This is a genomic window from Paenibacillus thiaminolyticus (genome assembly GCF_007066085.1).
Lineage (GTDB): Bacteria > Bacillota > Bacilli > Paenibacillales > Paenibacillaceae > Paenibacillus_B > Paenibacillus_B thiaminolyticus.
The window spans coordinates 1,569,141-1,582,395 of the sequence record NZ_CP041405.1; the positions used below are offsets into that span (position 1 = coordinate 1,569,141).

Sequence of the window (13,255 nt, forward strand, 5' to 3'; positions counted from 1 at the left end):
TTGCTTTGAAGTATGAGGTATCATATTCTTGAATAGGATAGTGGTAGAGCAGAAATATTCATAGCATACATTAAAGGAGCCATACGTTGGATGCAGATGTTGAGAGATTTTTTCAAAGGACCGGGCGCGAGAAGGATAGTAACCCTTCTCTTTCTTATTGTCCTGCTATTATCGGTGAGAAGCATTCTTAATCTTATTTTGCTCACTTTCATTTTAACCTTCCTGATCGACCGGCTTCACACCTTTATCTATTCGCGTCTTCGGAAGTATGTCCGCATCGATTTCCGCGTGACCGTTATTCTTCTCTATGCGGCGCTGTTATCTATTCTCGGGGCGGGAACCTATAACTTTTTGCCCAAGGTGATCGCCCAGATCAACCAATTGGTCAAAATAATTATCAAGTTCTATAATGAATCGGTTATCTACAATGACTCGGTTGTTTACGACAATCCATTGATGCGGTACATTATGGAGTCGCTGCAGAAGATCGATTTGGCCAGCTACCTGGATCAGGGCTTCGGTTTCCTCGTCAAGTCGATTACCGACATCAGCCAATGGGGCACCCATCTCGTTATCGCGCTCGTGCTGAGTTTATTCTTCAATCTGGACAAAAAGCGAGTTCATGCGTTCACCAACAAATTCAGAGATAGCAAGGTCGGTCCGTTCTATAACGAATTGGAGTACTTCGGCAGAAAGTTCCTCTTCTCCTTCGGGAAAGTCATTGAAGCGCAATTCCTGATCGCGCTCGTCAATAGCATTCTGTCCACGCTGGCCTTGTGGGCTATGGGCTTCCCGTCATTGTTCGGATTGGCTATTATGATCTTCGTGCTCGGTCTCATCCCGGTTATGGGCGTTATCATCTCGCTGATTCCGCTCTCCGCGATCGCCTTCAGCGTCGGCGGGCTGAGCAAGGTGGTCATGGTCATCATCATGATCATCGTCGTTCATGCCATTGAATCGTATATTTTGAATCCGAAGCTCATGTCCTCGAAGGTGCATCTGCCGATATTCTATACCTTTGCTATCCTTATCGTATCCGAGCATTTCATGGGTGTATGGGGGCTGCTTCTCGGCATTCCGATCTTCATGTTCCTGCTGGATCTGCTGGAGGTCAACGTGTTCTCCAAGCAGCCGAAGGGGAAGGCGGAGCAGGATCAGGAGAAGACGAAGGCATGAATAACCGGTCCCCGGTCAGACACGCTCTGTCCGGGGATCAGGACGGTAAGTCGAATCTGGTAAATATCCATGCGCTATTTTAAATCCCAATAAATACAAGTAGAATTGTAAAAATTACTGTTCCAGCTTTAATTTGTAAACCTCCAATTTCTTTTGGGTCACTAGGCATGTGAAATGCAGATATATCATCAGATTTACTCCTTTTATTAGATAAACTCTCTTATAATTACTTCGCTCCCATGTTACTAAGTCCTGTTTAAATTTACATATGTGGGCAAGCGATCGCGAAAAAAACTGTTATCTGTGAAAAATCCCCTGGCCGCTTAAATCGTCAGGGGATTTATCCATACAGACTATGGAACGCCTCATGTCAGGCCACCGCCAGCTTGCTCCGGCACGCATCCCGGTCTCTGAACCGGCTTAATACGGACGCCTCCGCAGACAACCGGCCTACCGGAATGTATAGCCGCGATTCCGCATACGAATTGCCCCTGCGCCGGAACTCATAGACGACATTCCGGCCGCTCGGCAGGACGGCTTCCGGCAAGGTCAGCCCTTCCTGCTTCCCGTCCAACTCCTTTTGCTTTCCTCCCAGCCTCGCGCCATCCGCTTCGAATACCCAATAAATTCCTCCCTGGTACGAATGGAACGTGAGTTGCTTCGCTTGTTCCAGGCAGCGCATTGAATGCGCATAAGGTATACCTGCAAAAAAGAGGCCGTTCATCCCGAGGCCAATGCTGTACCTATGCGCATCCGGCGGAAGCAGACCGGAACCGTGCAGGAAGGGCAAGGTCCGGCATACCCGCCGCATCTCTTCCAGCGTCTCGCAGTATTCCCCTACCAGCATAAATGAAGGCAATCGGACGATACGACTAAACAGCATATAAATCCCCCTTCAGATTCAACATAGCCGGGCCAGCCATTTAAGAAAGCGCGGCGGCTAAATTAGTGATAAAGACCTACAAATTCAAGGAGTTAACAATCCTTTTTTTACTATATCGGAATATTTGATCAATACTTTAAGATTATTTATAAAATTCCAATTATAGGTATTATAAGCCATTTAGCAAAATGACACTCCACTACTGAAGAATCAACTCGGAACAGAATTGGTCATCTTCACCGTTCGCCTTGAGCGGGCAGGGTTTTGCCGAAGCGGGATAATTTTTGCAGAATGAGGGATAATTTTCTGTATATGACCGTAATCAAGAAATGGTTGTGACAAGGAGCTGTATGAACATGAAGCAACTCATCCGTATCGGGCTCGCCCTCGCGCTGCTGGTTCAGATTCACGCCTGGCCGGCGGCCGCAGACGGACCTGCCTTTCATTTTGGATTCAAGAAAAGCGTGAACGGCCAACTGCCGTCCATTAACGAGGAAGGGTTCAAGGATATCGTCGATAAGCACGGGGCGGTCTTCCTTGGGGATACGAGCAAAAAAGTGCTGTATCTCACCTTCGACAATGGCTATGAGAACGGGTATACCCCACGCATTCTGGATACGCTGAAGGAAAAGAAAGTGCCGGCCGCTTTCTTCGTAACGGGTCATTATGTGAAGAGCCAGCCGGAGCTGCTGAAGCGGATGGTCAATGAAGGGCATATCATCGGGAACCATTCCTGGAGCCACCCGGATATGACGACGGTGTCCAACGAACAAATCCGGGAGGAATTAGATAAAGTAAAGTCTGAAGTTACCCGCGTCACCGGCCAAAAGGAAATGGCGTACTTGCGGCCTCCGCGCGGCATTTTCAGTGACCGGACGCTGAAGGTGACCCGCGACATGGGCTACACGAACGTCTTCTGGTCGCTTGCTTACATGGACTGGGATGTGAACGCTCAGAGAGGGGCGCGCCACGCCTATGACAAAGTAACGAGCCAGCTTCACCCGGGAGCGGTCATTCTGCTGCACTCGATCTCGAAGGACAATGCGGAGGCGCTTGGTTCGATCATCGATGCGGCCAAGCAGCAGGGCTACGAATTCCTCGGGCTGGATCGGCTTCAGCGCCAGCCGGCCCCAGCCCCGGCACCGGCACCGGCACCAGGGCCACAGCCAAAGCCGGGAACATAGGAACGGACCAACGAAGGCCGATGCGCTGCCGGTTTCACGGGGCAGGCATCGGTTTTTCTATGCGGCAAGCCGTCTGCGACGCAGGGTCCGGCACGCCGCGCCTTCTCCTTCCAGCGCTCGCATTCTTGATTGGCGGCCTCGTCCAATTTTTGATAAGGTAAGGGTGTAGTTCATGATTGCTCTTATCCTTACAACAGGGAAGGAATGGTGACGATGATTAGAGTAGCGATGGTCAGCTTCTGGCACGTGCATGCCAATGATTATGCCAGCCAGGCGGAAGAGCATCCGGATACGGAGATTGTGGCCGTGTGGGACGAGATTCCCAAACGTGGCCGGAAGGAAGCAGAGGCGCGCGGTATCCCGTTCTATGAATCGCTGGACGAGCTGCTGAAGCAAGACGGCATCGACGCCGTCATCGTGGACACGCCGACCAATCTGCATCGCGATGTGATGGTGAAGGCGGCAGCCGCAGGCAAGCATATTTTCACGGAAAAGGTCGTGGCGGCGACACTCCATGAAGCCAATGAAATCGTGGACGCAGCGAAGAAGGCCGGCATCGTCCTGACCGTCTCGCTCCCGCGGCTGAATGACGGCTACACCGAGGCGATTCAACAAGTGCTGACAGAGGGGCTGCTCGGGAAGCTGACGCTCGTTCGAGTCCGCCTGTCCCATAACGGAGCGCTTGCCGGCTGGCTGCCGGAGCATTTTTTCGATGCCGAGCAATGTCAAGGCGGAGCGCTGATTGATCTGGGCTGCCATCCGATGTATTTGACGCGGCTGCTCCTGGGCGAGCCGGAGCGGGTCAGCGCCCACTATGGCTATGTCACCGGCAAGGACGTCGAAGATAATGCCGTCGCCGTGCTTCAATATGATAACGGCGCCCTCGGGCTCGTGGAAGCAGGCTTCGTGAACAGCTGCTCCCCGTTCACTATCGAGCTGCAAGGCACCGATGGAACGCTGCTGTACGGCACGCCGGAGAGCCGGCTGCTCGTGCGCAGCAGCCGCTTGGAAGCACAGGGCGGCAGCGGCTGGGTCGAACGCGGCATACCAGCCAACCGGCCAAGCGCCTTCCATCAATGGGTGAGCCATATTCAGCAAGGGACGACCGCCGATGCCAACATACATATGGCCCTCGAGCTGACGCGGTTGATGGAAGCAGCCAATCTGTCGGTCCGGCATAGCCGGCCGATCCGTCTGGACGAGCTTCAGCCCTAATCCGGCATTGTCATTTATCTATAATCATCTTATTCACCCACGAGGAGGAGAGACGCATGTTGGTCGTTACGAATACGATACGCATTAAGGCAGGTCACGGCAAGCAGGTCGCCGCACGGTTCGCAGAGGCGAAGGGCGTACAGCAAATGCCCGGGTTCATCCGTCTGGAAGTATGGCTGGGCGAAGGCAAGGAAGGCGAAGAAGAACTGAAGGTGTGCACCGTATGGGAGAATGAAGAGGCGTTCCGCGGCTGGACCTCCAGCGACGCCTTCCGCGAATCTCACCGCGGCGGCAGCGAAGCGAAGGAGTATATGCTGGGCGCTTCGTTGAATAAATATGAGATGGTCGTCAGCCATAACGCCTGACGGCGATGTATAATCTGCAATGACGACAGGGCAGCGCGCTTCCGGGCGCCTGCCCTGTTGTGCTTCCCGCCGCTCCGCCGGAGGGCGTCCATCCGCATATATGAGGCTGCTGCCGGATACACATAAGTAGCCGCATATCAGCGAGGAGGTGGACGGATGTCCGTCAAGAAGAGATATGCCCTCTATGCTTCGGCGCTGCTCGCGTCCCTGCTGCTCGCCGCCGTCGGCTACGCTTGGAAAAGCGCCGCCGTATTCGAGCCGGTGACCCGCGCGGAGCTGGGGACTGTCCAGGCGCAGATCGGGCTGGCGGCGAACCCGGCGGCGGTCCTGCAGCGGAATGAGCTGCGGGTTACGCTTCAGGCTGCGGATGGAGCGCCTGTCCGCGATGCCCGGATCGCGGTTGAACTCGTCATGCCCGATATGCTCTGCGGCACGTTCCAAGTGAAGCTGGAGCAGACAGGGCCGGGCCTCTACACGGGCGAAGCGGTTCCGCTCATGCCGGGAACCTGGCAGGCCGAAGCATCGTTCGAGCTGGATGGCGGGACGTTCACGGCCGTACACCGGTTCGAGGCGGTGCGCTAGGCTCAGCCCTTGCCGCGGCGGCTCGGCCATCGTCCGTTCGGTTCCGGATCGCCGAGCCTCCTCCCGCTTACCACAGCCACGGATGGAGCGCCGGAATCCAGCCGTTCGCGGACAGCCCGCGCATAATGCACAGGACGCCGATCACGGCGGCCACGATCTGCCCAGCCTTCACGAGCCGGGCGCGAATAGAGCGCTTGATCGCGGCTGCGAACAAGCCTACGGCCAGCAGGGACGGGAAGGTCGCGAGGCCGAAGACGGCCATAATCATTCCGCCTCCGGGGGCGCTGCCGCTGGCCGCCGCATTGATCTGCATCGCGTAGGTCAAGCCGCACGGGATGAAGCCGAACAGCAGCCCGCTCGCCAGTACGGCCCGGAGATCCCCGCTTCCCCGCAGCCGCTCCATCCAGCGGCGGACGAGCGGAATCCGGGCCGGGCTTAACCGCTCCAAGGGCAGCGCCACGCGGCGGTACGCCCACAGCAGGATGAGCAGGCCGCCCAGCATACTAGCCAAGCCCCGCAACCCCGCCCAGCTTCCCGTCAATTCGAGGAAGCTTCCGGCGGCTCCCATCGCCGCTCCCATCGCGGTGTAGGTCAACACCCGCCCCGCATTATAGGCGAGCACCGCCGCCAAGGCCGATCCCTTCGCATTCCAGGCGAAGTTCATCACGATGCCGCCGCACATTCCGATGCAGTGCGGAGCGCTCAGCAAGCCCGTGACGGCAACGAGCCAGAGGCTCTCTCCGCTCACGAGACCGCCCTCTTGCGCCGGCCCAAGCGCTGCAGACGCAAGGCGTTGCCGACGACGGAGACCGAGCTGAGCGCCATCGCCGTTCCGGCCATCCACGGCTCGAGCCAGCCCATGACCGCAAAAGGAATGGCGATGACGTTGTAAATAAGAGCAAAGGACAGGTTTTGGCGAATATTGGCCATCGTCCGGCGGCTAATATGGATCGCCTCCGGGATGGCGCGCAGGTCGCCGTGCAATAGATGGATATCCGCGGCTTCACCGGCAATATCGCTCCCCTGCCCCATCGCAATGCCGATGTCGGCGGCGGCCAGCGCGGGCGCGTCATTGATGCCGTCTCCCACCATCGTCACCGTCTGCCCTTTCCCCTGCAGCCGGTTCATCCATTCGACCTTCTCCTGCGGCAGCACTCCGGCGGTGATATGCCCGATCCCGGCCTCTCTCGCTATCGCCTCGGCCGTCATGCGCTGATCGCCGGTCACCATCATCACCTCCAGGCCAAGCCGCTTCATCTGCCGCACCGCCTCGGCCGAGGTCGGGCGCAGCGAATCGCGGATAGCGAGCAAGCCGGCAAGCCGGTTATCGACCGCTATGCCGATGACCGTCTTCCCTTCCCGCTCCAGCTCCGCGATGACGCCTGCATCCGCGCCATCGGCCTGGATCCCCTGCAGCTTCAGCCTGGCGTATGCGCCGAGGAACAGACGCTTCCCTTCAACCTCCGCCCGAATGCCGCAGCCGGGAATCCTGGAGAAGCGCTTCGCCTCGGGCACGATCAGCTGCTGCCGTTCGGCCGCCGCCACGATTGCGCGCGAGATCGGATGCTCCGAGGGCTGCTCGGCAGCGGCCGCCCAACGAAGCAGACTCCGTGCCGAATGTCCCCCCAGCGGAAGGATATCGGTCAGCTCCGGCCTCCCCTCAGTCAATGTGCCCGTCTTGTCCAGCAGCACGACATCCGTCTGATGGAGCTGTTCCATGAAGCGGCCTTCCTTGAACAGAATCCCCCGCTGGGCCGCCCGTCCGGAGCCGACCAGAATCGAGATCGGAGTCGCCAGCCCGATGGCGCACGGACAGGCAATGACAAGCACCGAGACCGCGCACCCGAGCGCATGGCCGAAGTCGCCGGGCTGCAACAGCGCATACCAGGCGGCGAACGTGAGAACGGCAATGGCGACGATCACCGGGACGAAGTAGCTCGCGATCGTGTCCGCGAGGCGCTGAATCGGCGGCTTCGAATATTGGGCGTCATCCATCAGGCGGATTAACTGCGCCACCGTGGAATCGGAACCAATCCGCTGCGCTTCCACGGTAAGGGTCCCGTTCAAGTTCATCGTCCCGCTCATCACCTGTGCCCCGGCGCTCTTGTCGGCTGGCATTCCCTCCCCGGTCATCATCGACTCGTCGACCGCCGAATGCCCGCGCACGATGACCCCGTCCACCGGAATCCGCTCCCCGGGGCGAATGACGACCTGATCGCCGACCCGCATCTCCTCTATCGGAATCCGTGTCTCCCGCTGCATCCGAATGACATGGACATAGTCCGCCTGCATCTCCTGGAGGCCGCGCATCGCGTGCATCGTGCGTTGGCGGGCCATCCCTTCGAGCAGCTTGCCTAACAGCACGGCCGTAATGATCATGGAGCCGGTCTCGAAATAGAGCGGGATATGCTGTCCTTCGGCAGCAGGAGACTGGAGCGCCTTCATGGCCAAGTAATGGCTGTAGAAATAGGCCGAGGAGGTGCCGAGCGCCACCAGCACATCCATGTTCGCTCCCCGGTTCCGCAGCGCGTGGAACGCGCCGAAGTAGAACGGCATGCCGATGATGAATTGCACCGGCGTAGCCAAAGCCAACTGGAACCAGGGCTGGAAGAACAGTTCCGGAATCCATACCGATGAGGTGAGCGAGTAGTGGGAGAACATCGTCCAGAGCAGGGGCAGCGTGAGCAGAGCCGAAGCGGTGAAGCGGAGCCACAGCCCCTTCACGTCCGTGCCAAGATAGGAGCCTGCATCCGTATCCTTCCGAATGCCGAAGCCAAGCTGCACGACTCGGTCCTCGACCTGCCGCAGCTGCAGCCGGGCCGGATCCAGCTGGACCGAAGCCCGTCCGACAGCGAAATTGACGGATACTCCGCCGGTCCCCTCCATTCGCCGCAATGCCTTTTCGATTCGAACCGCACAGGCGGCGCAGTTCATGCCCGTAATCTGCAGCGTATGCCGACTCCATGTGCCGGAGGAAGGATTCGCCAACGAGTTCACCCCATTCCCTATGTACAGTACATTGTCCCATTACTAGAACCTATGCAGGTCCTGGCCAAAATAGGATGGCCCGAAGGTGCTATCGGCGAACTTCTGCCATACGGAATCCGTCCGGTCACACCGGAAAAGGCGGCGGCGAATCACTTCATGGGGCGCCAAGAGGGGAGCTTGAGCCAGACCATGCCACAGAAGCCGGTCAGTCTGACCGGCTTCCGTGAGTGACATGAGGTTAATGGATGTCCTAGGCAAGCAATCGGAATGCATGCGCGATCGGCGCCGGGCCAACCGCCTCCGCTTCCGGCAGCTGGATGGCAATGCCCTCCGCCGTGCAGGTAAATTCAAGTGCGCCGTCCGTGCCGATCAATTCGACAGCCGATACCGGCTCGGTATACGGCAGGAATACTTCCGGCTCGACCGCCGCCTTCTCGTTCGGATACAAGTAGAATCCGTACGCGGTGTCCCCTTTGCGGGTAAATGCGGTCCGGCCCGTGAAATACGGAGCGCAAATGCGCGTGCCGTATACGGCTTCCCCGTTCACCTTCAGCCAGGCGCCAAGCTCCCTCATCGAGCGGATCGCTCCTTCCGGAAGCCGGCCGTCCGGCTGCGGACCAACGTTCAACGCCAGATTGCCGCCTTTGGCCACGACCTCCAGCAAGATGTGCGCCAGTTGCCGCCCTGTTTTGTATTTGTCCTCATACCGGAAGGAGAACGACGTGCCGAGCGTAATGCAGCTCTCCCACGGCACTGTCATCGGTCCGGACGGGATCGTCTGCTCCGGCGTAATAATATTTTCATAAGGCCCCCCGATCGTCCGGTCAGCGGACAGCAGCCACGGCTGGTGCTGGCGGGCGCGTTCGACCACCTCGCCGAGTCGGATATCCTGCCCTCTCGCCCCTTCATAGACCCAGCCTGCATCCAGCCACAGCACATCGATGCGGCCGTAGCGGGTCAGCAGCTCCATAATCTGATCGTGCGTGAACTTCACGAATTGCTCCCACAGCCAAGGATATTCCTGCGGATGGTAAGAAGGCCCTCGCGATGTCGCCGTCCCGCGCTCCATTCCCGGCGCCCAATAATATGGAGAGTGCCAGTCGGCCTTCGAGAAATAGGCCGCCACGGCCATTCCTTTTTCCCGGAAGGCGTCGAACAGATGCTTGCAAATATCCGCCTTCGGGTGCCGGTGGAATGGCGTGTCCGGTCCCGTAATCCGGTAGTCCGTCGTATGGGTGTCCCACATGCAGAAGCCGTCATGATGCTTCGTCGTGAAGAGAAGATATTTGAATCCGTTATCCGCAGCCAGCTCCGCCCACAGTTCCGGCTGGAACCGGATCGGGTTGAAGGTTTTGTTCAAATCGAAATATTGGCGCTTCAGCTCTTCACTATCCACATCCCAATCGATGCCGTCGCGCGACCAGTCCGCATCGGCGTCACTGAGCGCCCATGATTCCACGATCCCCAATTGGGAATAAGGGCCCCAGTGCATCATGAAGCCAAGCTTCTGATCCTTGAACCACTCCAGACGCTCCAGCAGCAGCGGATCGGTCGGCTTCACCCACTCCTCTTCCGCGCTGAAGTTGTGCACGCCCTGCTGCACAACTTGCTCTTCGTGTTCTTCATTCAGCGTATCTTGCGGCTGTCCAGCCTGTTCACTCATTTGTCTTGACCTCCCGCACATCGTATCTGCTTTTTGGATTGCCATATCTGCCTCTCATATATATTACAAACGCTTACAAAGTTCAATTGGTCAAATTCGCAGCGCTTGACCATTTTCGCTAACCGGGGCTTTCCGCCCTTATGTGGCGCGGATTTCGATGTTGTCCTGCCTGCTTGTGACGTTCATAATCGACATATTGCCGTCCCGCGAAGCGAAGCAGGAAGAAAGCCGAAATCGATTGACTTCCAACCGAACGGAAGGTAATATATGGATCGATGGCGCAAAATGTGAAATTGTTCACATTTATTCTTATATTCAAAGGAGGGGGATGTATGGGTGCCCAAAAAAAGAAGGTCGCCGTCATCGGCGGCGGTCCTGCAGGAATGGAGGCGGCGCTAACCACTGCGCGGTATGATTGCGAAGTGACCCTAATAACCGACAGCCATCCGGGAGATTGGAAAATGGCCGGAACCGCCGCATGGCTTCAGGCCATCGCCAGTCTGTCGCCATATGCCGGGATCGAAGCCTTGTCTCCCCGTCGCATCAATGAAGCCGCACAGGACGTGATAAGGCAATGCGCGGCTTCCGGGGCGGAGCAGCTGCGCGCGGCTGGCGTGTCCGTTCAGCATGGGCGGGCCCGCTTCCAGTCGGCGCAAGTCTTGACGGTTGCGCAGGAGCAGGGGGAATCCGTGGACATCCATGCCGATCTCATCTTTATCGCCAACGGAGCCCGGCCGCACTTCCCGGAAGGGATGAGGCCCGACGGCAGGCAAATCTACTCCTTTACGACCCTTACGGACATGGAGCGTCTTCCCGCGTCTGTCATCGTCATCGGAGACGGTCCGATCGGCTGCGAAGCGGTCAATCTGTTCTCCCGCTTCGGCGTTCCGGTCGACTGGCTCGTCGAAGCCAACGGGCCGCGCTGCTTTTTCGATCCGGATATCGATGCTTGGCTCACTGGCCTATTCCAACGGCGGCAGGTGAACATTCGCCCCGGGGAACGCGTCAAGGCCATTCATAAGCAGGACCGCCGGGTGACAGCCATCCGGGAGGACGGAGCGAAGCAGGAAGCGGATGCAGCCTTCGTCACCTTGGGGTTCCGGCCGAATGTGGATCAGTTGAATATCGAGGCCGCCGGATTGGCGCTCAATGGGTACGGTTCAGTGGACTGCAACCCGTTCGGGCAGACCGCGATCCCGTCCATCTATATTGCAGGGGATGCGCAGCGGACGATGGCGGGCGTCTATTCCATCGCCATGGCGAGAGCGGCGGCGCTTCATGCCGTCGGACGTGCGCCGGAACCGGTCGATGTCCGGACCATCCCGTTCGCCTTCAATGATACGCCCGAGGTTGCTACGGTCGGGCTGACGGATGCGGATGCCCCCGGCATTCATTCCCGGGTAGTGAACTATAACGCGGAACGGAACGGCACAGCGATTCTGCAGGGGGAGACGGAGGGCTTCCTCAAGCTGCTGTGGAATGACGAGGGCCGGATCGTCGGGGGAACGGCGGTCGGCTTGCAGGCCAAGCACATAATCTCCACCGTCGCCATGATGATCCGGTTCAAGCTGGGCATCGGCGACTGCCAATTGTTGATGGGAGCGCATCCGAGCGTCAGTGAACTCCTCGTCCACACCCTTCATGCCATTCATGATCAGCACGCTGGAGGGGCATCGTGAACCAGGAGGAAGCTCAGCTTCACCAGAGGGATCGGCCATGATCCCTCTGCTATCCCTCTCGCTCAGCCTGCCGCCATGCCGCATGCAATTCGGCAACGGAAGTGTAGCGGTCGGCCCGGTTCGGCGCAACGGCACGGCAGGCCGCTTCGTAACGGGCTGGCCCCGCCTCCCACTTCTCATCGGAACGATCGAGCTCCCCGCCCAGCAGCGCGAATGCCATCGCCCCCATATTGAATACATTGGTCCGTTCATCAATGGCCGCTCCGAGCTCGAACTCCTCCGGCGACATAAAGCGTGAGGAACCCCACATCCTCCCCATCGTATTCGTATACGGCTTCCTGGCGTACATATCGATATCGCAGATCGTCATCGCATGACGTTGAAAATCATAGAGCAAACTGCCGTCATAAAAATCGATCGCGATATACCCGCAAGCCTCTGCGTGGCCATGGAACGCCAACACCGCCTCCATCGCTGCCAGTCTGCGCTCTATCGGCAGCTGCCGGAACCGGTAGAAAGGGGATTCCGGGTGGGTGTATTTGGCGGGCGGCGGGAACGATTCATGGGGATGGAGACTCTCCCCTTCCACCCAATCGAATATGGCCGTATAACCGTCTCCCGCGCGAAAATGCTCCTGCAGCGCGATTAGATGCGGATGCCGCAATTGTTCATACAGCGGCATCGCCTGCTCCAGCCGGGCGATCGCATCCCGGTGATCTCCCGCATAGCGGACAGGGCGCGCGCCGGCATACTTCACGAAGCTCCGGATCCCGTCCCGTTCGACCCCGAAGGACAGATTCCCCGAATCTTGCTGGTCGAACACGCAGAATACGTGCCCCAACTCCCGCAGCCAGGAAAAATCATGCTCCTGCTTCACCTGAAAAGAAACGTCATCCATTCGTATCGTTACTGCTTGTTGTCCTTGTTCCGTCACTGTATTCCTCCCCGGTATGTATCAGCTTGGCCATCATATATTCATCCACGAATTGATCGTCCACCCGCAAGGAGCGGCTTAATGTGCCTTCGATCCGAAAGCCACGCTTCGTATATAATTGGATGGCCCGTTCATTATGCGTCATGACCGTGAGCTGGAGCCGATGCTTGCCGGCCGCGGCCGCCCAGTTCTCTACTTCTTCCATCAGCCGGCTGCCCAAGCCTTGGCCCGCATAATGCTCCAGTATGCCGATAACGACAGACACCGCATGTCTGGACCGCTTCAGGCTGGAGCCGATGCCGGCCGCGAACCCGGCGATGCCTCCCTGATCGGTGACGGCCAACAGCATAATCGAATCGTCCGAGTCGTACAAGCTTGCGAACCGCCGGGCTTGTTCTTCCAGGGTGAGGCCGCGCTCCCCAGGCCCATAAAGCATGAACTTCGTCTCCTGATCCAGACGGGCGCAAAAATCAATAAAAGCCTGAGCATCCTTCGCCTCCGCTTTGCGGATGAACATAGTTTTCCCTCCTTGGGCGTATTGTTTCTTCTGAACCCTTTTCATAGAGATGGAATAACTGAGATGCAC

The 13,255-nt window shown here is 58.0% G+C and carries 12 protein-coding genes; 6 read left to right on the top strand and 6 right to left on the bottom strand.

Annotation, left to right across the window (positions count from 1 at the left end):
- The first annotated feature begins 90 nt into the window (after positions 1 to 90).
- Positions 91 to 1,176, top strand: coding sequence for an AI-2E family transporter (locus tag FLT43_RS06995; protein WP_087442387.1), 1,086 nt, complete (start codon positions 91 to 93; stop codon positions 1,174 to 1,176).
- A gap of 370 nt (positions 1,177 to 1,546) precedes the next feature.
- Here the strand turns inward: FLT43_RS06995 and FLT43_RS07000 are convergent, their stop codons facing one another.
- Entirely contained in the window at positions 1,547 to 2,059 is a 513-nt protein-coding gene (locus tag FLT43_RS07000) for a hypothetical protein (protein WP_087442386.1), read from the bottom strand.
- Between the two features lie 356 nt (positions 2,060 to 2,415).
- Here FLT43_RS07000 and pdaA point away from each other — a divergent pair, with 356 nt between their 5' ends.
- The 4 genes from pdaA to FLT43_RS07020 all read left to right on the top strand — a co-directional run bounded on the left by pdaA (position 2,416) and on the right by FLT43_RS07020 (position 5,405).
- Positions 2,416 to 3,243 (top strand): delta-lactam-biosynthetic de-N-acetylase, encoded by an 828-nt coding sequence (gene pdaA, locus FLT43_RS07005; protein ID WP_115057857.1) that lies wholly within the window; start codon positions 2,416 to 2,418, stop codon positions 3,241 to 3,243.
- 213 nt (positions 3,244 to 3,456) lie between these two features.
- Positions 3,457 to 4,458 (top strand): Gfo/Idh/MocA family protein, encoded by a 1,002-nt coding sequence (locus tag FLT43_RS07010; RefSeq protein ID WP_087442385.1) that lies wholly within the window; start codon positions 3,457 to 3,459, stop codon positions 4,456 to 4,458.
- Between the two features lie 56 nt (positions 4,459 to 4,514).
- Positions 4,515 to 4,823, top strand: a complete 309-nt coding sequence (locus FLT43_RS07015) for an antibiotic biosynthesis monooxygenase (RefSeq protein ID WP_087442384.1) — start codon at positions 4,515 to 4,517, stop codon at positions 4,821 to 4,823.
- 156 nt (positions 4,824 to 4,979) lie between these two features.
- Entirely contained in the window at positions 4,980 to 5,405 is a 426-nt protein-coding gene (locus tag FLT43_RS07020; protein WP_087442383.1) for a FixH family protein, read from the top strand.
- Between the two features lie 67 nt (positions 5,406 to 5,472).
- Here FLT43_RS07020 and FLT43_RS07025 read toward each other — a convergent pair whose 3' ends face one another.
- The 3 genes from FLT43_RS07025 to FLT43_RS07035 all read right to left on the bottom strand — a co-directional run bounded on the left by FLT43_RS07025 (position 5,473) and on the right by FLT43_RS07035 (position 10,056).
- Complete coding sequence (locus tag FLT43_RS07025) at positions 5,473 to 6,153, bottom strand: sulfite exporter TauE/SafE family protein (protein WP_087442382.1); 681 nt, start codon at positions 6,151 to 6,153, stop codon at positions 5,473 to 5,475.
- Positions 6,150 to 8,402: a heavy metal translocating P-type ATPase gene (locus tag FLT43_RS07030; protein ID WP_309473836.1), complete on the bottom strand. Its 2,253-nt coding sequence runs from the start codon at positions 8,400 to 8,402 to the stop codon at positions 6,150 to 6,152. Before FLT43_RS07030 ends, FLT43_RS07025 begins: the two co-directional genes overlap by 4 nt.
- 241 nt (positions 8,403 to 8,643) lie before the next feature.
- The gene (locus tag FLT43_RS07035) at positions 8,644 to 10,056 is read right to left on the bottom strand and encodes an alpha-L-fucosidase (protein ID WP_087442380.1); all 1,413 of its coding nucleotides are present in this window, start codon (positions 10,054 to 10,056) and stop codon (positions 8,644 to 8,646) included.
- 332 nt (positions 10,057 to 10,388) lie between these two features.
- Between FLT43_RS07035 and FLT43_RS07040 the strand changes: the two genes are divergently transcribed.
- Positions 10,389 to 11,735: an FAD-dependent oxidoreductase gene (locus FLT43_RS07040; protein ID WP_164776266.1), complete on the top strand. Its 1,347-nt coding sequence runs from the start codon at positions 10,389 to 10,391 to the stop codon at positions 11,733 to 11,735.
- 49 nt (positions 11,736 to 11,784) lie between these two features.
- Here the strand turns inward: FLT43_RS07040 and FLT43_RS07045 are convergent, their stop codons facing one another.
- Complete coding sequence (locus tag FLT43_RS07045) at positions 11,785 to 12,633, bottom strand: serine/threonine-protein kinase (RefSeq protein WP_087442378.1); 849 nt, start codon at positions 12,631 to 12,633, stop codon at positions 11,785 to 11,787.
- On the bottom strand, positions 12,626 to 13,186 hold the full coding sequence (locus tag FLT43_RS07050; RefSeq protein WP_164776268.1) for a GNAT family N-acetyltransferase: 561 nt from the start codon (positions 13,184 to 13,186) through the stop codon (positions 12,626 to 12,628). The genes FLT43_RS07045 and FLT43_RS07050 overlap by 8 nt, the downstream gene beginning before the upstream one ends.
- Positions 13,187 to 13,255: the final 69 nt, after the last annotated feature.

Excerpts from the sequence above, each read along its gene's own strand:
- FLT43_RS07015 (WP_087442384.1), top strand. The coding sequence starts at position 4,515 with ATGTTGGTCGTTACGAATACGATACGCATTAAGGCAGGTCACGGCAAG.
- FLT43_RS06995 (WP_087442387.1), top strand. The coding sequence starts at position 91 with ATGCAGATGTTGAGAGATTTTTTCAAAGGACCGGGCGCGAGAAGGATA.
- FLT43_RS07045 (WP_087442378.1), bottom strand. The coding sequence starts at position 12,633 with ATGGATGACGTTTCTTTTCAGGTGAAGCAGGAGCATGATTTTTCCTGG.
- FLT43_RS07020 (WP_087442383.1), top strand. The coding sequence starts at position 4,980 with ATGTCCGTCAAGAAGAGATATGCCCTCTATGCTTCGGCGCTGCTCGCG.
- FLT43_RS07000 (WP_087442386.1), bottom strand. The coding sequence starts at position 2,059 with ATGCTGTTTAGTCGTATCGTCCGATTGCCTTCATTTATGCTGGTAGGG.
- FLT43_RS07010 (WP_087442385.1), top strand. The coding sequence starts at position 3,457 with ATGATTAGAGTAGCGATGGTCAGCTTCTGGCACGTGCATGCCAATGAT.
- FLT43_RS07050 (WP_164776268.1), bottom strand. The coding sequence starts at position 13,186 with ATGTTCATCCGCAAAGCGGAGGCGAAGGATGCTCAGGCTTTTATTGAT.
- pdaA (WP_115057857.1), top strand. The coding sequence starts at position 2,416 with ATGAAGCAACTCATCCGTATCGGGCTCGCCCTCGCGCTGCTGGTTCAG.
- FLT43_RS07035 (WP_087442380.1), bottom strand. The coding sequence starts at position 10,056 with ATGAGTGAACAGGCTGGACAGCCGCAAGATACGCTGAATGAAGAACAC.
- FLT43_RS07040 (WP_164776266.1), top strand. The coding sequence starts at position 10,389 with ATGGGTGCCCAAAAAAAGAAGGTCGCCGTCATCGGCGGCGGTCCTGCA.